18 protein-coding genes are annotated in these 19,485 nt (G+C 39.9%); 6 read left to right on the forward strand and 12 right to left on the reverse strand.

Annotated features, from left to right (window positions below; all coding sequences use genetic code 11):
* The first annotated feature begins 100 nt into the window (after positions 1-100).
* On the forward strand, positions 101-1,597 hold the full coding sequence (locus AC6UD6_RS05295; RefSeq protein ID WP_500695936.1) for an MFS transporter: 1,497 nt from the start codon (positions 101-103) through the stop codon (positions 1,595-1,597).
* 16 nt (positions 1,598-1,613) lie between these two features.
* On the opposite strand, the gene AC6UD6_RS05300 is transcribed toward AC6UD6_RS05295, so the two are convergent.
* The 5 genes from AC6UD6_RS05300 to rbsK form a co-directional block, all read right to left on the reverse strand.
* On the reverse strand, positions 1,614-1,757 hold the full coding sequence (locus tag AC6UD6_RS05300; RefSeq protein WP_500695937.1) for a hypothetical protein: 144 nt from the start codon (positions 1,755-1,757) through the stop codon (positions 1,614-1,616).
* Between the two features lie 139 nt (positions 1,758-1,896).
* Positions 1,897-2,466 (reverse strand): LOG family protein, encoded by a 570-nt coding sequence (locus AC6UD6_RS05305; protein WP_500695938.1) that lies wholly within the window; start codon positions 2,464-2,466, stop codon positions 1,897-1,899.
* A 155-nt stretch (positions 2,467-2,621) separates the two neighbouring features.
* Complete coding sequence (locus AC6UD6_RS05310; protein WP_500695939.1) at positions 2,622-4,073, reverse strand: ATP-dependent nuclease; 1,452 nt, start codon at positions 4,071-4,073, stop codon at positions 2,622-2,624.
* Positions 4,074-4,435: 362 nt separating this feature from the next.
* Complete coding sequence (locus tag AC6UD6_RS05315; protein ID WP_500695940.1) at positions 4,436-5,053, reverse strand: NADPH-dependent FMN reductase; 618 nt, start codon at positions 5,051-5,053, stop codon at positions 4,436-4,438.
* Positions 5,054-5,151: 98 nt separating this feature from the next.
* Positions 5,152-6,786, reverse strand: a complete 1,635-nt coding sequence (gene rbsK / locus AC6UD6_RS05320) for a ribokinase (protein ID WP_500695941.1) — start codon at positions 6,784-6,786, stop codon at positions 5,152-5,154.
* Positions 6,787-7,123: 337 nt separating this feature from the next.
* Between rbsK and AC6UD6_RS05325 the strand changes: the two genes are divergently transcribed.
* Positions 7,124-7,678 carry a class I SAM-dependent methyltransferase gene (locus tag AC6UD6_RS05325; RefSeq protein ID WP_500695942.1) on the forward strand — a complete coding sequence of 185 codons (555 nt, stop codon included), beginning with the start codon at positions 7,124-7,126 and terminating at the stop codon, positions 7,676-7,678.
* A 221-nt stretch (positions 7,679-7,899) separates the two neighbouring features.
* Here AC6UD6_RS05325 and AC6UD6_RS05330 read toward each other — a convergent pair whose 3' ends face one another.
* The 7 genes from AC6UD6_RS05330 to rpmH form a co-directional block, all read right to left on the reverse strand.
* On the reverse strand, positions 7,900-8,784 hold the full coding sequence (locus tag AC6UD6_RS05330; RefSeq protein WP_500694214.1) for an ROK family protein: 885 nt from the start codon (positions 8,782-8,784) through the stop codon (positions 7,900-7,902).
* Positions 8,785-8,936: 152 nt separating this feature from the next.
* On the reverse strand, positions 8,937-10,865 hold the full coding sequence (gene mnmG / locus AC6UD6_RS05335; protein ID WP_500695943.1) for a tRNA uridine-5-carboxymethylaminomethyl(34) synthesis enzyme MnmG: 1,929 nt from the start codon (positions 10,863-10,865) through the stop codon (positions 8,937-8,939).
* A 26-nt stretch (positions 10,866-10,891) separates the two neighbouring features.
* Complete coding sequence (gene mnmE / locus AC6UD6_RS05340; RefSeq protein WP_500695944.1) at positions 10,892-12,289, reverse strand: tRNA uridine-5-carboxymethylaminomethyl(34) synthesis GTPase MnmE; 1,398 nt, start codon at positions 12,287-12,289, stop codon at positions 10,892-10,894.
* A gap of 145 nt (positions 12,290-12,434) precedes the next feature.
* Positions 12,435-13,154 carry an RNA-binding cell elongation regulator Jag/EloR gene (jag, locus tag AC6UD6_RS05345; protein WP_500694211.1) on the reverse strand — a complete coding sequence of 240 codons (720 nt, stop codon included), beginning with the start codon at positions 13,152-13,154 and terminating at the stop codon, positions 12,435-12,437.
* 146 nt (positions 13,155-13,300) lie between these two features.
* Positions 13,301-14,137, reverse strand: a complete 837-nt coding sequence (locus AC6UD6_RS05350; protein WP_500695945.1) for a YidC/Oxa1 family membrane protein insertase — start codon at positions 14,135-14,137, stop codon at positions 13,301-13,303.
* A 2-nt stretch (positions 14,138-14,139) separates the two neighbouring features.
* Positions 14,140-14,496, reverse strand: a complete 357-nt coding sequence (gene rnpA, locus AC6UD6_RS05355) for a ribonuclease P protein component (protein WP_500695946.1) — start codon at positions 14,494-14,496, stop codon at positions 14,140-14,142.
* Positions 14,497-14,554: 58 nt separating this feature from the next.
* Entirely contained in the window at positions 14,555-14,689 is a 135-nt protein-coding gene (rpmH, locus tag AC6UD6_RS05360; RefSeq protein ID WP_500694208.1) for a 50S ribosomal protein L34, read from the reverse strand.
* 482 nt (positions 14,690-15,171) lie between these two features.
* Here rpmH and dnaA point away from each other — a divergent pair, with 482 nt between their 5' ends.
* The 4 genes from dnaA to recF all read left to right on the forward strand — a co-directional run bounded on the left by dnaA (position 15,172) and on the right by recF (position 19,474).
* Entirely contained in the window at positions 15,172-16,512 is a 1,341-nt protein-coding gene (gene dnaA / locus AC6UD6_RS05365) for a chromosomal replication initiator protein DnaA (RefSeq protein ID WP_500695947.1), read from the forward strand.
* 216 nt (positions 16,513-16,728) lie between these two features.
* Complete coding sequence (gene dnaN / locus AC6UD6_RS05370) at positions 16,729-17,868, forward strand: DNA polymerase III subunit beta (protein WP_500694206.1); 1,140 nt, start codon at positions 16,729-16,731, stop codon at positions 17,866-17,868.
* A gap of 263 nt (positions 17,869-18,131) precedes the next feature.
* On the forward strand, positions 18,132-18,350 hold the full coding sequence (yaaA, locus tag AC6UD6_RS05375; protein WP_500694205.1) for a S4 domain-containing protein YaaA: 219 nt from the start codon (positions 18,132-18,134) through the stop codon (positions 18,348-18,350).
* Positions 18,351-18,358: 8 nt separating this feature from the next.
* The gene (recF, locus tag AC6UD6_RS05380; RefSeq protein WP_500695948.1) at positions 18,359-19,474 is read left to right on the forward strand and encodes a DNA replication/repair protein RecF; all 1,116 of its coding nucleotides are present in this window, start codon (positions 18,359-18,361) and stop codon (positions 19,472-19,474) included.
* Positions 19,475-19,485: the final 11 nt, after the last annotated feature.

The raw sequence follows: 19,485 nt of genomic DNA on the forward strand, positions 1-19,485 counted from the left end.
TTTTGCTTTCAAGATACTTGCATCCAATTCTAGATGGGATTATTCTAATTATAATTTCGATAATTATCGAAATACATTTTACTAATTAGGAGGAACTACCTTGAAGAAAAAGAAGAAATGGACCAAGAAAAAAGTCCTCATCATCATTTCAGTGTTAATCGCCACGTTCATGACGTCGGTTGAGACCACCATTGTCACTACAGCTCTGCCCTCGATACTGAGCAGTTTGCACGGACTGGCTTTTCAAAGTTGGGTGTTCGCTACATATCTATTAACGACCACACTCAGTACACCCATTTACGGTAAATTGAGTGATCGAATTGGCAGGAAGCCCATTTTTCTCTTCGGCTTAGCAGTTTTCACGATTGGATCAATGGCCTGTGGACTATCAACGAATATCGGCTTGTTGATTGCGGCGAGAGCCCTTCAAGGACTGGGTGCTGGTGCAATTATGCCAATCACGTTTACCTTAATTGCCGACACGTTTCCACTAGAAGAACGTTCTAACATGATGGCATGGAATAATACGGCGTGGGGAATTTCGGCCTTAATTGGTCCCATCATTGGTGGTTTTATCGTTGACCAACTCAGCTGGCATTGGATTTTCTTCATCAACGTTCCACTGGGCATCATTGTATTCATTCTAATCTGCTTTGGATACGCAGATCCCATTACCAAGAAAACATCCCTCAAAATGGACTATCTTGGTAGCACTTACTTGGCCTTGTTTCTAGTATCACTGTTAGTTACCCTTCAATTTTTGGGTGAACAAAAAATCAACTTTGTCGTAATTATTATTGGATTGGTCATTATTACTACATCATTTATCCTGTTCATTCATGCCGAAAGAAAAGCCAGCGACCCTGTTATTCCGCTGAAACTATTTAAATCATCGACTTTTTCCGCCCAAATCTTAACGGCTTTACTACTGAGCGGAATTCAATTTGGCTTTCAAATTTATTTTCCAATGTGGTTACAGTCAATCTATCGGGTTTCAGCAACGATTGCAGGCTTGGCAATTACACCCAGTCCAGTTGCCTGGTTAATTACCTCATTCTTCGTTGGGGCGCTGATTAAGCGTTTCGCTCCAAAGTTCGTTACCATTCCGATTGTGATTATTCAATTTGCATTTTACCTCATTCTGGTATTCAGTTCCGTCTCCCTATCAATGATTTGGTTCTACATCATTTCAGGGATTACAGGTGCCGGACTGGGAATCGTAATCACGATGAACACAGTCGTTGCGCAAGCAATCGTGCCCAAAGACAACGTTGGTATCGCTTCATCAATGATTACGTTGGGCAGAACACTGGGACAGACTGTCATGACTGGAGTATTTGGTTTCATCTTTAACCTATCAATCAATCTAGGTCACAACCGTTACCCTGCCATCAACAGCAAACTTCTAAACGGTGTCATTTCATCAAAAAATTCGGCTGGAATTCACCTTCCAGCTAACATCATTAGTGATATCAATCAGATTCTCCTTGGCGCCTTTCACAACGTCTTCTGGTTCGCACTGGTACTATTCATCATTATCGTGGTAGTAAATTTAGCGGATAAGTTGAATAGGCCGTTGGATGTAAAAAATAAATAAGTGGTTTCAATATGTATCATAAGTTATCTGCCCACTTATCAAAATCATCAATATTTCCAATTTTATTAGTTTGGCCGTTAAGAGCATCATTTTTGGCTTGAATATTTGCTAAAGTATCTTTATCATTGCGTACATTGCTTTTAGCTTTTCTTCTTATCATAATGTTCATCTCCTTAGATCAATAATAAGGCATCATGTAGACAATGAAAACATGATATACGCATTATTTATTATTAATAATTGAATAAAACTCAAAAGACATCCCCACTTCCAAAAAAGTGAGGATGTCTTTTCGTATCTTATTTTGTGTAGGTTCTAATTTTTGGTGCTGTGTATGTGGTCATGAATTCATAGATGTCGGACAATGAATCAGAAAAGAGTAACTTTTTGCGGTCTTCCGCCGTCAAAAATTCCTTGTCGGTCATTTCGTCAAACATTTGTTTTAGTGGGTCGTAGTATCCCTGAACGTTATACAACACGCATGGATCATCATTGTCGCCGATTCGAGCCCATGAAAAAGCTTCAGAAATCTCTTCCAAGGTTCCAGGACCACCGGGTAGTGCAATACAACCATCCGATTGAGTCAACATTTTCTGTTTGCGAATATCCATGTTGGGAACTACCTCTAAACTAGTGAGACCGTCCATACTGGCACCACGATCAACGAGTTCTTTTGGCATGACGCCATGAACCACTCCACCAAGTTCTAGAACCGTCTTGGCAAGCAATCCCATGAGACCAACACCGCCACCACCATAAACTAACGCTAAGTCATGGTTAACCAACCATTTTGCCAATTTTTTGGTGGCTTCTTGGTATGCTGGATCATTGCCAGGAGCCGCACCACAAAATACTGCAACTGCTTTCATATTTTAATTTCCTCATTTCAATTTATTTTTATATTAATAAGTGTACCACGTCACTTCAAGCCAGTAATGACAGGTGCTTTGGCAAATTGTTTCATGTGAAATTACACTATATTTATAAATACTATGTTAAAAATTTAATATTAAAAAATACAACTTTATTTATCTTGATTAATATCATCTAACTTATAAATATTAATTAAACAATCAATAGAATCTTTTAGCTCTTTATCTGTAAATCGCTCATTTTTTTCTAATACTTCTGGATGATCAATTTCATTTCTTATGATATATGGAAGTGAATGATTACACTTTGGTTTCCAATCTTTGACATATCTTTCAGTAAACGGTTTACAATGATCCTCACATCTTGTTTTTAAATATTTTTTTTCAAAGTTATTTATACTAGGTTTTTCTTCAGAGTTTTCTTTCATCCATCTCAAATATATAGTTGTAAACAAAAGTTGATGAAAATCAATTGTAGGAACATCAAAAGCTTTATATGTTATTTCCCCAATAGAAGTTTCTGAAAATAATAACTTTTCTACGGTACTAATAACTTTTTCCTTATTTTGATTAATATTTAAAATGTGAATTGAATCTTTATCAGAACGGTAATTTCTAATTATATATGGAGAATGTGTTGTAATAAAAACTTGCCCACCTTTATCGGCAATCTTTATTAATGAATGCATTAGTTTGTCTTGAGCTTTGGGATGCAAAAATATCTCAGGTTCATCAATAAAATACTGTATATCCTTCCCCTTTGTATTCAAATTAGCAAAAACTTGTATGATAGCCAATGCTAACGCTCTTTGTAGTCCGTTTCCTTTTTCAGAAATACTAGTTGTTATATTATTCTCATCAACTAAGATATCTCCTCTTTTTAATAAGTCACTAACATCTGGAAAATCAAATTTAAAAGATACAATCGATTCCCCAAACTGGCTTTCTAAGACTTCTCCAATTTTAGTTTCCGTATTTTTTAATTCTTTTCTTATTCCATCTTCTCCAAATGCTTTTTTGTGAGCTTCTTCAAGCTCAATAAATGCTTGGTTATTTTGAAAGCCCTTAGTTACCTCTTGAATTAACTTTCCAGTTATTTTTGTGTTCCCAAAATTCTGATAATCTTCATTATGTATATCTGCGTAAACAAACTGTGGATCGAAGAGGGCTCTGATTGTTTTATCTATACCAGTTGGATTTTCAAATTGTGAATCTTTTTTATTCAAAACTTGAATCTTTTTAATATCTAAACTTTTATTTTTCCCCTCAACTTTTATATTTTCTTCTTTGGACGAACGTTTAATTTCTAATTCTCTTTTATGATCTTTAATTATTATATAAGGATCATACTTTTTTAAAGAGGGAGTGTTAAATTCAGGTACATCTTCTAAGATTAATGATACACTTACATCTTCATTCTCTTTTCCTTTTGTTATATAAGATTCTTTTTTCCCACCTGAAACTACAAAATTAACAGCATCAAAAATTGTCGTTTTTCCAACATTATTATTTCCAACTATATAGTTAACACTAGGTTTAAATTCTATGTTTTTATCACCATTAAACGATTTAAAATTATGTAATTTAATTTCTTTTATATACATTTTCCCAATATCCCCCAGAAGTAAAAGACCTATCATATATCGTTATAATACACTACTAGATTAGCATTTTAAACAATAATTTGATCTAACTTCACAAAAAAAGAAGAATATCAATTCTTCTTTTTAATTTCTTCTTTTGGGCGATTAATTAGTTTGAACCGATAACAACCAATAATTCCTTGATAACAGATGGTCAAGAATAGTTTTCAACAACTGTGTAGCTTTTTAAGTTATAAACTAACTTTTGTAAATCATCATCTTCAAAAACCGTAATATCGATTAATAAATGTACCACGTCACTTCAAGTCACTAGTGTCAGGAGCTTTGGCAAATTGTTTCATGTGAAACTATCTTAATTTTGTTTATTCATCATAAATACTGGCATCATATTTAAAGGGATGGTCCCTAAATAACTGACTGTAAAACGCGATTTCGGAAAAAGCTCGATTTAACTTCTTTATGTCCACGGCTTCCCCGGGAGCATCTTTTAGAAAATTTCCATCGTCAGCAAAATTTTTATCAACCTTTCGAATTAAAGTTGGCTTTGGCAGGGTAAACAGACCCAGTTGTCCAAGCGTTGGTAACAAGGCTGGATAGGAAAATTGGCCACCACGTGAATTGTTAGAATAGGTAATAATCTTGGCCGGTTTGCCCTTGGCTTCAAACGCCAAAAAGTCGAGCGCATTCTTTAAAACAGCCGGAAACGAATGATTATATTCAGGAACCAAAAAGAGATAACCATCCGCTTTCTTCATGTCATCCACCCATTTTTGTTCATTAGGTTTTAAAATCCGGTTTTGGTTGTCCATTGGCGCAACATCTTCGTAGAAAAAAGGCAAATCGTAGTCCGCCAAACTAATAAAATTGAAATCAGCATTATTAACCCGCTCAAAATCACCTTGTCGATTACGTAAGTACTTAAAGATCCGACGTCCCAGACTGGCCTTTCTTGAACTACTCAAAATAATGTTAATTGTCATTAAACATCACCTCAACCCATTTTCTAATCATTATACCTTTAAAATCAAAATAAAAAACCGAATCAGCTTTATCGCCAATCCGGAAATTTACTTATCAACTATTTCTTGGCTTCTTCTTTCGGACGATCAATTACCTTAACCTTATCGCCACCGATAATTAACTGATCACAAATATTTAAGAACAGACCGTGTTCAACAACTCCGGTGTAGTTCTTCAAGTTGTGAGCTAACTTTTGTAAGTCAGCATCTTCTGGAATTGTAATGTCGATTAGGTAATTTCCTGAGTCAGTTTGAAGAATATCACCGTCATCTCTGAAGCGGAACTCTGGTTTGTATCCGGCTTCATTTAAGTATCGGAAGACACCCATTCCACCGAACGGAATGACTTCAACTGGCAACTTCTGCCCAGCTAAGGTCTTGTGATACTTGGTCGAATCAACGATCCAAACGTTCTTGTCTGACATGGTTGCGACCAATTTCTCAAAGAGTAAGGCAGCTCCGCCACCCTTGATTCCGTTGAGCTTGTCGTCAACGGCGTCGGCGCCATCAACCGTTAAGTCCACCCGATCAATGGTGTTAACGTCAAGCATTGGCATTCCAAGACTTTCGGCTAATTTCTCGGTGCCAACTGAAGTGGCGACGCATTGAACGTCTAAGCCCTCTTTTTTGATTCGTTCGTTAATGGCTTTGACGAAGTAGGAAGCCGTACTACCAGATCCAAGTCCTAACACAATGTGATTTGGAACTCGAGCAGCGGCGTATTCAGCAGCTTGTTTCTTCTCTTTTTCGATCACTTCTTTAGTCTTGGAAGTCTTACTGATGACATCCAAGACATCTTTTTCATAAGGAATGGAGTTCTGTGCTCCAGCCACTTGAACCGTCAGTGATGAGGCGTGGTTAGCGTACAACATCGCATCTTTGATGTTAGCATTGTTTAAATCCAAACGTGATGCCAAGGCTCCGATGAAAGTATCACCAGCAGCGGTTGTGTCAACAGCTTTGACCTTAAAGGCTGGAATGAAAGCATGACTTGCTGGAGTAGCATAGAATGAACCCTTGTCCCCAACGGTGATGATCACCATTCTAATGCCTAGTTTAAAGAAGTACTCCGCGTTCTTCATCATGGAATCGTCGTCAATCACCTTAATCCCAGTGAGGGCCTCTGCTTCCGTTTCGTTAGGGGTAATAATGTCAGTCAATTGAAGTAATTCTTCTGGTAACTTCTTGGCTGGTGCTGGGTTCAAAATGGTCTGAACCTCATTTTTCTTCGCAATCTTAAATGCTTCGATAATCGTTGGTACTGGAATTTCTAGTTGCGCAATCGCACGGTCCGCCTTCTTAATGGCATCTTCGTGTTGGTCAACGTCCTCCGGTGTCATGGCCATGTTGGCTCCACCATAGACATAGATCGAGTTTTGACCAGTACTATCAACGGTAATGTAGGCCTGCCCAGTTTGTTGCGCTTTAGTGGTAATCACGGAATCAAGGTTCATCCCGTCCTTTTTAAATCCTTCAATCATGAACTTAGCGTCTTCATCATCACCTAGTTTAGTGATAAAAGTCGTATCGGCACCAGATCTTGCCGCAGCAATTGCCTGATTGGCACCCTTTCCGCCACCATGAGATTCTTGGTGATTCTTCACCGCCAAGGTTTCACCTGGCAACGCATACTTATCAACGTTTAGAACCTTATCAACGTTGGTAGACCCAATCACAACAACTTTTTTACTCATTTTACTGCCTCCCTATTTGCAACCGCTTTCATTATGTATATCATATCATTTCCAAGAAAAGTTGTATATGGATTTAATGGGATCATTCGTAATAAATTAATTTTTTATGTATAATACTACACAATCAACTCATTTATTTTAGGAGGAAAAGACAATTAAAACTTTTAAAAATGGCATCGATGCCCCCCTAGTACCTTTACTTTACCTATCGTCAGGATTATTTTTATCACTTTATGGAATTTTAGAATTGTTTAATCACCACTATATACTTGGAATCATTTTATTATGGTTTGGAATTTCATTCTTAATGGGTGGTTTAGTTTTTTTACATACATCAATGCGAGGAAAGAGTTTAATCTGGGACCATATAATTAGCAACTTAACCATTAATCCAGATGATCGGGTCTTAGATATTGGGTGTGGTCATGGTCTGGTTTTAATTAAAATTGCTAAATTACTTCACAAACCAGGTAATATAATTGGAATTGATCTATGGAAAAGTCGTGATCAAACTAGTAACTCAATAAAAAATACTGAAAAAATTATCAATGAAAATAATGTAAATAGGGTGACGACCCTAGAAACTGGTGATGCAACTAAATTACCGTTTTCTGATATGGTCTTTAATATTGTTACTTCAAGTTTAGTATTTCATAACATTAAACCAAAAGAAAAACGTCAAAAAGCTCTTGAAGAAGCAAGTCGAGTACTTAAATCTGGCGGAACAATGGTAATAGTAGACATCGAAAACAATCAAGCTGATTATCAAGATATTCTAATAAAGAACGGAATTAAAATCAAGAAATCATACAAAGCAGGCTTTAATGGATGGTGGACAGGACCATGGATGGGAACCTTTGTAATTATCGCAACTAAAATTTCACCAAAATAATTAAATTAGCTTCTTTTTAGGATAAATACTATGATCCATCATTCAGATCTTATCTTACTAACTTGATAACCAAGTTTTATTATGCTTGTTTAATTGCATGTTATCACGAATAATAAAAGATTAATATCAATTAACCTAGTTTCTAACAATTAACAGAGTCAGGAACTTTTTTACACAAAAAAAGAGACACCCGCAGGCATCCCTTTAAACAATTTAATTAATTATTTCTTTGATTCGTCCAAAGCCTTTTTAGCTAATACGAAATCACCAAAAGTAGCGGAACCATTGTGTGGTACGACTGGACGACTAATGTATTCGTCAAGAGGACCAACGTCAAGATAATTATCAAACAACAGATTGAATTGGTCTCTAACCTTTTGCACAAATTGAGGAGTACATACACCTCCACCAAGCACAATTTGGTCGGGACGGAAGTTAACCGTTAAACTGATAACTCCTTGGGCAATGTAGTACGCAATGATGTTCCAAACTGGATCATCTGGCGGGGTATCTTGACCTTTAATGTTGTTTCGAGCTTCAAAAGTCGGACCAGACGCAACCCCTTCAAGACAGTCACCATGATAAGGACAAATCCCAGGAAAGTTCATGTCATCTTGGTGTCTCTTAACTCGAATGTGACCAAATTCAGGAGTCCCACGAACCCCTAAGAATTCATCTTTGATGACGGTTCCAGCACCAATCCCAGTTCCATCAGTGATGTAACTAACGGCTTCAATATTTTTATTAGCCTGTTTACGTTTGATGTATTCACCGTAAGCTGAACCGTTAACGTCGGTCGTCCAGTAAATTGGAACCCCAAATTCACGTTTCATGGTTCCAACAAAGTTGACGTTACTCCAACCCTTTTTAGGGGTTTTAATAATCCAACCGTATTTGTCAGAATCTTTTCGAACGTCGATTGGTCCAAATGATGCAATCCCAAATGCATCAATGTGATCAAACTTCTTAAAGTACTCAACGACCTTTGCTAACGTTTCTTCTGGTGTCGTAGTTGGAATATGAACACTATCAACAATATTGAAATCGTCATCACCAACCGCACAAACGAACTTTGTTCCACCTGCTTCAATACTTCCATATCGCATAAAAATGATCCCCTTTGCCATTTTTTTGTATCGTTTATTGTTAATAGTATAAAGCGCTTACATATTGATTGCAATAGTTTACTACAAAAATTGTTAAAAACTTAACTTAGAAATAACAAAAAGCCGGACTATTCACGTAGTCCAGCTTGATCTTATTTTTTCTTCGCAATTTTTCCCTGCTGAATGTAAACGGAGAGAATGGCAATGTCAGATGGATTAACCCCACTGATTCGGGCGGCCTGAGCAATTGTCTCGGGTTGGATTTTCTCCAATTTTTGGCGACCCTCAGTTGCGATCCCATCAATTACGGAGTAATCAATGTGATCGGGAATCTTTTTGGATTCCATCTTCTTCATGCGGGCAACCTTATCTTCTTCTTTTTTGATGTAGCCAGCGTACTTCGTTCTAATTTCGACCTGTTCCACCACTTCTGGATCCAGTTTTTTTGCTGGAGCGGGAATAAAATCAAGTAACTTTTCGTAATTTACATACGGCCGACGTAAGAACTGGGCTGCGATGATGCCGTCTTTTAACGGTTTATCACCCTGAGCTTCAACGAACTGGTTGACCTTTTCACTTGGTTTAATCCGTACGGTGTTCAAACGCTTGATTTCATCCTCAACAGCATTACGTTTTTCAACAAACTTGTCATAACGTTCATCTGAAATCAGACCCAACTGGTGACCAATTGGTGTCAGCCGCATATCAGCATTGTCGTTTCTAAGCAGGAGTCGATATTCAGCCCGACTCGTTAGGAGTCGGTACGGTTCGTTGGTTCCTTTTGTAACTAGGTCATCGATTAGAACGCCAATGTATCCTTGGTCCCGCTGCAAAATCAACGGGTCTTTCCCTTGAATCTTAAGGGCAGCGTTAATTCCAGCGATCAAGCCTTGTCCCGCGGCCTCTTCGTATCCCGAGGTTCCGTTGGTTTGACCCGCGCTAAATAATCCACTAACTTTCTTGGTTTCAAGCGTTGGCTTCAATTGATATGGAGAGATAATGTCATACTCAATCGCATAACCGGGACGCATCATCTTCGCGTCTTCAAGGCCCTTCACAGAATGTAACATCTGTTGTTGAACCTCTTCTGGAAGGGAGGTTGACATCCCATCGACGTACCACTCTTCGTTGTGGCGTCCTTCTGGTTCCAAGAAGACCTGGTGGCGCTTTTTGTCCGCAAACCGAACGACCTTGTCCTCAATTGATGGACAGTAACGGGGACCGACCCCTTCGATGACCCCAGTAAACATCGGGGCGCGATCCAAATTATCCTTGATAATCTGATGGGTTTCTTCATTAGTGTACGTCAACCAGCACGAAATTTGCTTTGAAACCGGTAAATAATCGGCATACGGAGTGGTGTAACTGAAATGATGGGGCGTTTCGTCGCCCGGTTGCTCCTCCGCTTCATCGTAGTGAATGGTATCACCGTTGACACGCGGTGGTGTTCCAGTCTTAAAGCGCTTCAGTTCAAAGCCCAAATCTTCCAGATTTTCTGAAAGATGAATGGCTGGAATTGAGTTGTTTGGGCCCGAGGAATACATCAGTTCACCAATAATGATCTTACCACGAGCGGCCGTACCAGCACAGATGACCACGGCTTTGGAGTGATATTTAGCACCCGTATTGGTAACCACACCCTCAACCTGACCGTCTTTCACGATTAAACGCTCCACGATTCCCTGACGAAGCGTCAAGTTGGGTTCTTTTTCAAGGGTGTTCTTCATTTCATGGTGGTAGGCGTGCTTATCAGCCTGAGCTCTTAAGGCTCTAACGGCGGGACCCTTCCCGGTGTTTAACATCCGCATCTGAATGTAGGTCTTGTCGATGTTTTTCCCCATTTCACCACCAAGGGCGTCGATTTCTCTTACGACCGTTCCCTTAGCGGGGCCACCAACCGACGGATTACATGGCATAAACGCCACCATATCAAGATTAATTGTCACAAGCAGTGTTTTTTGACCCATGCGGGCAGCGGCCAGTGCAGCTTCACAGCCAGCGTGGCCGGCTCCAACGACGATGACGTCGTAATCGCCACCATTGTAAGTCTGCTTCACTTCTTGCTGTATCATTTTATTCATTTAAAAACCTCCATTGAGTCAAAGTCTTATTTCCCCAAACAGAACTGACTAAATAATTGATCCAGTAATTCGCCATCGTAACTATCACCGGTAATTTCACCCAGTAAATCCCAAGCGTTCGTCATGTCAATCTGAACTAAATCAACGGGCATCCCGTTATTTAACCCATTTTCAACGGACTGAAGGGAATCACTGGCCTGTTGTAAGAGACTAATATGCCTGGCATTGGTGACCATAACGTCATTTTGAGAACTCTTAATGCCACCAGTAAAGAACATCTTCGAAATCGTATCCTCTAAGGATTTGGTTCCGTTATCCTTTACGGCTTGGGTCTTAATCACGTTATCAGCATGATAGCGGTTCTTTAACTCATCAACATCAATTTTTTCTGGCAAATCTGTTTTATTCAATAGAATAATTCGTTTACTGTGTTGCGTTAAATCCAAGAGTTCACGATCTTCATCGGTTAGCGGCTCACTAGCATTTAACACCAACAAAACCAGGTCAGCCTGCTTAATCGCTTTTCTAGAACGATCGACTCCAATTTTTTCAACTTTATCGTTAGTATCACGAATTCCAGCAGTATCAACTAGGTGCAGTGGCACTCCCGAAACGTTCACGTATTCGTCTAAAACATCCCGTGTGGTTCCCGGCACGTCGGTTACAATCGCCTTGTCTTCGTGTAAAAGTCGGTTCAATAAACTCGACTTACCAACGTTGGGCCGTCCAATGATGGCGGTGTTTAAGCCATCTCGTAAGACTTTTCCCTGTTTAGCCGTTTTTAGCAATTGGTCAATCTGCGCCTTTAGTTCCTTGGACTTATCCATTAAAAGCTTCGACGTCATCGTCTCCACGTCATCGTACTCCGGGTAGTCGATGTTGACTTCGACCTGAGCCAGCACGTCTAAGATGTCTTGACGCAGGTGCTTAATTAAATGAGACAGGTTCCCATCGAGCTGATTTAAAGCCGCTTTCATCGATTCGTCAGTCTTCGCTTCAATCAGATCCATGACAGCTTCAGACTGCGACAAATCCAATCGCCCATTTAGAAAGGCACGTTTGGTAAATTCACCTGGTTCAGCCATTCTGGCACCATTACTCAAAACCAGCTGCAAAATCTTATTGGTGGCCACAATGCCACCGTGACAGTTAATTTCAATGATATCTTCCTTGGTATACGTCTTGGGTGCTCTCATGACCGAGACCATCACTTCATCAATTTCACTGTTGTGGTCTGCTGGATCAACAATGTGACCATAGTTAATCGTGTTTGAAGCCACCTTTTTGAGGTTCTTGCCCCGATAAATCTTTTCAGCCACTTTCATTGCATCCGATCCACTAACCCGAACAATCGAAATGCCACCTTCACCAGGTGGGGTCGAAATTGCCGCAATGGTATCGTAATCAGTCGTTGTCAGTGCCATTTGAAAACTCCTTTCTCATTTTTAATCGCATAAAAAAAGTACTTAAACCACGCCCGTTGCGTGGATAAAGTACTTTCACTACTTTACCTATTCGAATTTACAATCCTACACATAATAGGACGAAAGTTTTATTTTGTCAATCATTTTACCGTGGAGCTACTACGATTGAACGATGGGGTTCCCGTCCTGCCGAATATGTCATCACGTAGGGATTATCTTCAAGCGTCACGTGAATCTGTTTGCGCTCAAAAGATGGCATCGGGTCCAAATAGACTGGTTTGCCGGTGGCAGCGACCTCTCTTGCGGTTCGCTCAGCTAGACTGGTAAGGATCTGAAGGCGACGACTGCGATAATTAGCCGTATCCAGCTCAACTTCAAGGTAGCTAATCCCCATATTATTTAAATAAATCCCACTTAACTCCTGTAAGGCATTGATGGTCCGACCGTGTTTGCCAATCAAAAGCCCCTCTTTGGGCGTATCAAAATTAATGATCACATGCCGATTGTTTGGCATCTCATAACTTAGTTCGGCCTCAATCCCCATCTGATCAGTAATTGCTTGTAAATATTTAATTAGTCCACTAATAGCTTCAACGTTTCTAGCGTGACGATCCTCAGTTTGAACCGGATTAGCAACCGCCGTGCTCGCTTCTCTTTTAATTTTTAACTTGCCACCTGCTGGTTTTGGGTCTGGAGCAGATGATTTCAATTCCATTTCAACTTCTGCGGGATGTTTAAAAAGTCCGAAAAATCCCTTACTTGCGGTTTTAATAACTTTAATTTCAACATTATTTCGATTAGTATCAAGTGATTTTAAGCCATTTTTAACGGCTTCTTCGATGGTGGCTCCGGTGTATTTCGTCATTATTGTTCTCCTATTTTTGTAAACGTCTAACGTTATTAATCTTAGCACAAATTAAATAGCTGTTGGAATAGGATTTTAGAGATGTAATATTACATTTGTCACAAAAATAAAAAAAGCAGACCAACGTCTGCTTTTTGTTTAGTAATCTATTTGTGATGTTTACTCTGCTTGGCCTTTCGAATGGCCTTTTTAACGGCGCGATCGTGTTGACGCTTTTCACGTTCTTTTTCTTCACGTTCACGATTAATCTTCCAAGGGTTCTGAATCAATAACGTTTGAACTACTTGGAACGCGTTGGTTACCACCCAGTATAATGACAAAGCTGATGGCACGTTTAACGCGGTGAAGAAGATAATGATTGGCATCCCAATCGTCATCATCGTGGTCATTCCGTTTGATTCAGGTTGACCTTTCATTGACAGCCACGAACTAAGGAACGTGAACACGGCGGCCAAAACTGGCAGAATGTAGTACGGATCTGGAGTTCCCAGCTGTAACCACAAGAAGTGACCAGTTCGAAGGATGTGAGTTCGCCAGATGGCTTGATACAAGGCGAAGATCACTGGCAACTGGACTACCATTGGCAAACAGCCGACCCATGGATTAATTCCTGCTTCCTTGTAGAGCTTCTGCTGCTCAGTCTGCAGTTTTTCCATGGTCTCTGAATCTTTACTGGAGTACTTCTTTTGCAGGGCCTTCAATTGGGGCTGAATTTCCTGGGTCTTCTTCATACTCTTGGTCTGATACATCATTAACGGAAGAAGAATAATTCTAACCAGAATGGTGAAGAGGATAATTCCAATTCCATAGTTATCGCCAAAGAACTTTGATAACCAAATAATCACTCTTGAGAAATTCAAGACAACTAAGCCATCCCAAATTCCTTTACTATGACTAGTAATTGGGGCGTTACTACATGCCGTAAGCACCAGACCAATACTGGCAATTGCAAGTGTAGTAGCGATTCGTTTAAGTTTTTTCAATTTTATTCCTCGCTATAATCAGAATCTAGTAAATGAGCTAACTTTAAAACATGAATTAGACTTGCCTTAACGTCTTTTTGTGACATCGCATCCGCTCTCGGTCTCGCAATGATTAAAAAATCAACGTCCGTTTTTAGGTCTGGCTTTAATTCGGTGATCGACTGGCGAATTCTACGTTTAACCCAGTTGCGATGCACGGCATTTCCAATCTTCTTTCCAACGGAAATCCCGATGCGGAAATGTTTTTGTCCCGGCTTTTCCAGTTGATACACGACAAACTGTCGATTAGCAACTGAATCATGTTTTTCGAAAACCTTTTGAAAGTCAGCTTCTTTTTTGACACGGTACGATTTTCTCATGAATAATCTCCAAGTATTTTCAAAAAATAATGAAAAAGACCACTGAATGGTCAGTGGCCTATGCCGATAATACTTTTCTACCTTTTTGACGTCGATGTGCTAACACTTTGCGACCTTTGCCAGTGCTCATACGTTTTCTAAATCCGTGAACGCGGTTTCTACGACGTTTCTTTGGTTGGTAAGTTCTTTTCATTACTAACCCTCCTTACTAATTAATCGCCTATATTAAATTGTTTATTCAATAGCTTTTCTAACTTATAGTATCACAAATCGACCAATCTTCAAATAGGGATTTTAAATTCATAGGTAACACTCCGTTCGATTCAAAAAAGTTTCATAAAATTTACTTGTGGATTATTGTGGATAACTCATCCCGTAATTAACACGAATTCAACACGTTTTTAAACAAAAACACAGCATGTTAACAACGTTAACCACAATCTGTGGATAAAATGAATAATCATGCTGACATCCCCGTCACATTAATAATTAGTTGTCCACATTTTCGTGTTAATTACCTAAAATATTCGCGTGATTTTGATATTTATTAACAATGCTGTGGATAAACAGTAAACAGGGTGTGAAACATTTGTCCACACCCTGTTTTTTCTGTGGAAAACTTTTTTTAAAAATGATATTATACATTCATAATTTAAACACAAGGAGTCACTCTCAATGGATCAAAACGAATTATGGAACAAAATTAAAAATAAATTTAAAGCGGATCCGAAATTTGAGGGAACGACATATGATACATGGATCGCCACCGTGAACCCAATCTCATATGATGGCGATACCCTAACACTCGAATTACCATCCTCGCTTCACCGTGACTATTGGGAGAAAATGCTTAAAAGTCAGCTGGTTGAGTACGCTTATGCCATTACTTACAAGAATATTTCACCAAAATTTGTTCTAGAAGAAGAATTAAAAAAGAAGCAAACCCCAGCTCCTACACCGGAAGATGAGAACGAAAAATCATATAGTTACACCGATACGCACTTAGAGCCCAATTACACCTTTGAAACCTTCGTGATTGGACAGGGTAACAAGATGGCTCAGGCCGCAGCGCTAGCGGTCAGTGAGTCACCCGGAAAATTGTACAATCCACTCTTTTTATATGGTGGAGTTGGTTTAGGTAAGACCCACTTGATGCACGCGATTGGCAACAACATTATCAAACACGACCCGAGTCAGCGGGTGATGTACGTTACAAGTGAGAAATTCGCCAACGACTTTATCGGTGCCATCCAAAACAATAAGATGGATGATTTCAGAAACGTTTACCGAAACGTCGACGTCCTTTTAGTTGATGACATCCAGTTTTTTGGTAATAAAGAAGGAACTCAGGATGAGTTTTTTAACACCTTTCAAGCGTTATATTCCAATCACAAGCAGATTGTGCTAACGTCTGACCGTTTGCCAAACGAAGTGCCAAAACTAAAAGACCGGTTGGTATCCCGGTTTGCGTGGGGACTATCCGTTGACATTACTGCTCCCGATTTAGAGACACGAACCGCTATCCTTAGGGCCAAGGCCAAAGCTGACAACATGAACATTCCAGCGGATGCATTAGGCTACATTGCGAGTCAAATTGAGTCTAACGTCAGAGAACTGGAGGGAGCGTTATCAAGGGTGCAGGCTTTTTCCAAACTCAATAACGCTCCCATTGACACTGAACTAGTGGCAAACGCCCTAAGGCCGCTGAAGTTGGCCAAAGCGCGCTCGGCTCTGACCGTGTCAGACATTATCTCGAAAGTCGCCTCTTACTATCACATTAGTGTAAAGGAAATTAAGGGCACCAAACGGGTCAAAGCCATCGTGGTTCCTAGACAGGTTGCCATGTACCTGTCACGTGAAATGACCGACAATTCGCTTCCAAAGATTGGCGACGAATTCGGTGGTAAGGATCACACTACCGTCATTCACGCCTACGACAAGATTAGTAAAATGGCCGCAAATGACTCTGATCTGAGTAAGCAAATCTCAGACATCAAGACGGAACTCCAGCACTAAGCGTTGCTCGGTTTAAAAATGTTATAATAACGGGTGTGGATAAACGGGAATTTAACCGTTGATTTACCCACAAAGTTATCCACAGTTGATAACTTTTATTCCGTAACTAATCATTGAGTTATCCACAGTATTAACAGTGCCTACTGCTTCTACTGTTTTTTATCTTTTTAATTAAGTAAATAAACATGCACCACATTTTGAGGGGGAAATTTGGCAATGAAATTCGTAATTAACCGTAATGCTTTCATCAAAGCACTAAATACCGTATCAAGAGCAATCTCATCAAAAACGACCATTCCAATTTTAACGGGTTTAAAATTAGACGTATCAGAAAGTGACATTTTACTAACTGGTAGTAACGCTGACGTTTCAATTCAAACTAGCATTCAAGCTTCTAATCCAGATAATGAACTCACAATTAATTCAACTGGTAGCATCGTCTTACCAGCTCGTTTTTTTAGTGAGATCGTTAAAAAGTTACCCGATAAAACCATGTCATTAGAAGTTGGTGACAACTTTCAGACCACGATTAAGTCAGGCAACTCAGAATTTACGATCAACGGTCTTGATGCGAACGGTTACCCACATCTACCTGAAATTGATTCCGAGAATACGGTTGATTTAGCGGCTGATATTTTCAGACAGGTTATCGGACAGACGGTCATTGCGGTTTCAAAACAGGAAAGTCGGCCAATCTTGACTGGGGTGCACTTCACGCTTGCTAACAATAAGTTGCTTGCGGTTGCAACCGACAGTCACCGTTTAAGCCAACGAAGAGTTAGTCTTCCAGCTGATGACGACGGTAAGTTTGACGTGGTCATCCCAGGTGACAGTTTAAAAGAACTCTCACACATGCTTGATGGAATCGATCAAAACATCCAGATGAACCTGTCGGAAAATCAGGTCCTCTTTACCCTCGGCGACACCCGGTTCTACTCACGTTTACTTGAGGGCAATTATCCGGATACTTCGCGTCTGATTCCAAAGACCTCAAGTACCAAGATGGAGTTTGCGGCCGGTGACTTGCTCGCCGCAATCGAGCGGGCTTCGCTGTTGTCACATGAATCACGAAATAACGTCATTAAGTTGACGATTAAACCAACCGACCAGGTTGTTACCATTTCGGGGAATTCTCCTGACGTTGGAACCGTTGAAGAGGATTTAAAGCCAAAGACTTCAGAGGGCGATGACCTTGAAATTTCGTTTAACCCCGATTACATGAAGGAAGCTCTCAGAGTTTTTGGGCAAACTGACATTGAGATTGCGTTTACCTCAGCTCTTCGTCCGTTCACGCTGGTTCCAACCGAAAATAAAGAAGATTTCATCCAATTGATTACCCCAGTTCGAACCTTTTAATTAAGAATGATTATTAACGACCCTCTTTTTGAGGTCGTTTTTTTTATGTCTTTAAAATGAAACCAAATTATATTTACCAAAGACCTCAAAATATTAAAAAAGCTCATATTTCCATTTATTTACGAATATGAGCTTTTTAGATCATTTGAGGCATTTTTGTCTAGAAATGCGTACACGCGCATAAAACGCATAAAATCGCCCGATTTATGTACTTTTACCAAATTTTAGCGTATAATAGAAATAGATTGAAAGTGGGTGAATTCATGAAAAAAGACATTTTCATAACGACTCCGTACATAACTTTAGGGCAACTCTTAAAAGAAGAGAACATTGTTGAATCAGGTGGCAAAGCGAAGTGGTACCTAAAGGAAAATATGGTGTATCTAAACGATGAGCCTGAGAATCGACGTGGCAAGAAGCTCTATCAGGGTGATACGGTCTCAATTCCAGACGTAGGGATGTTTTTTATTAAGACAAAGTAGGGTTAAGCATGCAGCTAGAAGAATTGAAATTACGCAATTTTCGTAATTATAAAGATGCTGACGTTCATTTCTCAGATGGAGTGAACGTGTTACTTGGACAAAATGCCCAGGGCAAAACCAATCTACTTGAAGCGATTTATGCGCTCGCACTCACCAAGAGCCATCGGACCACCACCAATCGTGATTTGATTAATTGGGAAGAACACCATGCGCAATTGTGGGGTCGAGTTAAAAAGAACCATACCACCACTGAACTAGAGCTTGATTTTGGTAAAAATGGCAAACGAGCTAAGGTCAATCACATTGAGCAGCCCAAGCTATCGTCTTACGTTGGGCAGCTGAACGTGATTTTGTTTGCCCCCGAAGATTTGTCGATTGTAAAGGGTTCACCTCAGATTAGAAGGCACTTTATGGACATGGAATTTGGCCAGATGAGTAATCGTTACCTATACAACATGACCCAGTACCGTCGAATTTTGAAACAACGAAACGCCTATTTACGTGAACTATTACTTCACAAACAGAGTGATCTGGTCTACCTGGATGTATTGTCAGACCAGCTTTCAGCGTATGCGGCCGAGATTATTTTTCAACGCATCCAACTGATTGCCAAATTACAGAAATGGTCTTCGGCCATCCATTACGAAATTTCACAGCAAAAGGAAACGTTGCGATTTAAATACGTCACTGCGCTAAAAAAGACCGATTTAACGTCGGTGGAACGAATCTATCAGAGTCTGCTGGCTAAATTTAAGGCCAATCGAGATAAAGAAGTGAGGCAAGGAACGACGATCTTTGGGCCGCATCGTGACGATTTACACTTCATGGTTAACGGCAAGGATGTCTCCACCTTTGGTTCACAGGGTCAACAGCGAACGGCGGCGTTATCCACGAAGTTGGCCGAGATCGATTTAATGAAAGAAGAAACCGGCGAGTACCCGGTTTTACTACTTGATGATGTTTTGTCTGAACTTGATGAAAGTCGGCAGACCCACTTGCTGACTGCCATTCAGGATCGGGTTCAAACCTTTCTAACCACCACAAGTATGAGTGGGGTCGCATCTGATTTAATCAACAATCCCAAGACTTTTCACATTGAAAAGGGAGTCATTGTATCCGAGTAACGTAGTTGAGG

This window comes from Fructilactobacillus sp. X8R2C1, from assembly GCF_059900955.1.

Coding starts and splice junctions, on each gene's coding strand:
- jag (WP_500694211.1), bottom strand. CDS start 13,154: ATGACGAAATACACCGGAGCCACCATCGAAGAAGCCGTTAAAAATGGC.
- AC6UD6_RS05310 (WP_500695939.1), bottom strand. CDS start 4,073: ATGTATATAAAAGAAATTAAATTACATAATTTTAAATCGTTTAATGGT.
- AC6UD6_RS05330 (WP_500694214.1), bottom strand. CDS start 8,784: ATGCGATATGGAAGTATTGAAGCAGGTGGAACAAAGTTCGTTTGTGCG.
- AC6UD6_RS05315 (WP_500695940.1), bottom strand. CDS start 5,053: ATGACAATTAACATTATTTTGAGTAGTTCAAGAAAGGCCAGTCTGGGA.
- rnpA (WP_500695946.1), bottom strand. CDS start 14,496: ATGAGAAAATCGTACCGTGTCAAAAAAGAAGCTGACTTTCAAAAGGTT.
- AC6UD6_RS05300 (WP_500695937.1), bottom strand. CDS start 1,757: ATGATAAGAAGAAAAGCTAAAAGCAATGTACGCAATGATAAAGATACT.
- mnmG (WP_500695943.1), bottom strand. CDS start 10,865: ATGAATAAAATGATACAGCAAGAAGTGAAGCAGACTTACAATGGTGGC.
- AC6UD6_RS05305 (WP_500695938.1), bottom strand. CDS start 2,466: ATGAAAGCAGTTGCAGTATTTTGTGGTGCGGCTCCTGGCAATGATCCA.
- yaaA (WP_500694205.1), top strand. CDS start 18,132: ATGAAAAAAGACATTTTCATAACGACTCCGTACATAACTTTAGGGCAA.
- mnmE (WP_500695944.1), bottom strand. CDS start 12,289: ATGGCACTGACAACGACTGATTACGATACCATTGCGGCAATTTCGACC.
- rpmH (WP_500694208.1), bottom strand. CDS start 14,689: ATGAAAAGAACTTACCAACCAAAGAAACGTCGTAGAAACCGCGTTCAC.
- rbsK (WP_500695941.1), bottom strand. CDS start 6,786: ATGAGTAAAAAAGTTGTTGTGATTGGGTCTACCAACGTTGATAAGGTT.
- AC6UD6_RS05325 (WP_500695942.1), top strand. CDS start 7,124: ATGCGAGGAAAGAGTTTAATCTGGGACCATATAATTAGCAACTTAACC.
- dnaN (WP_500694206.1), top strand. CDS start 16,729: ATGAAATTCGTAATTAACCGTAATGCTTTCATCAAAGCACTAAATACC.
- dnaA (WP_500695947.1), top strand. CDS start 15,172: ATGGATCAAAACGAATTATGGAACAAAATTAAAAATAAATTTAAAGCG.
- recF (WP_500695948.1), top strand. CDS start 18,359: ATGCAGCTAGAAGAATTGAAATTACGCAATTTTCGTAATTATAAAGAT.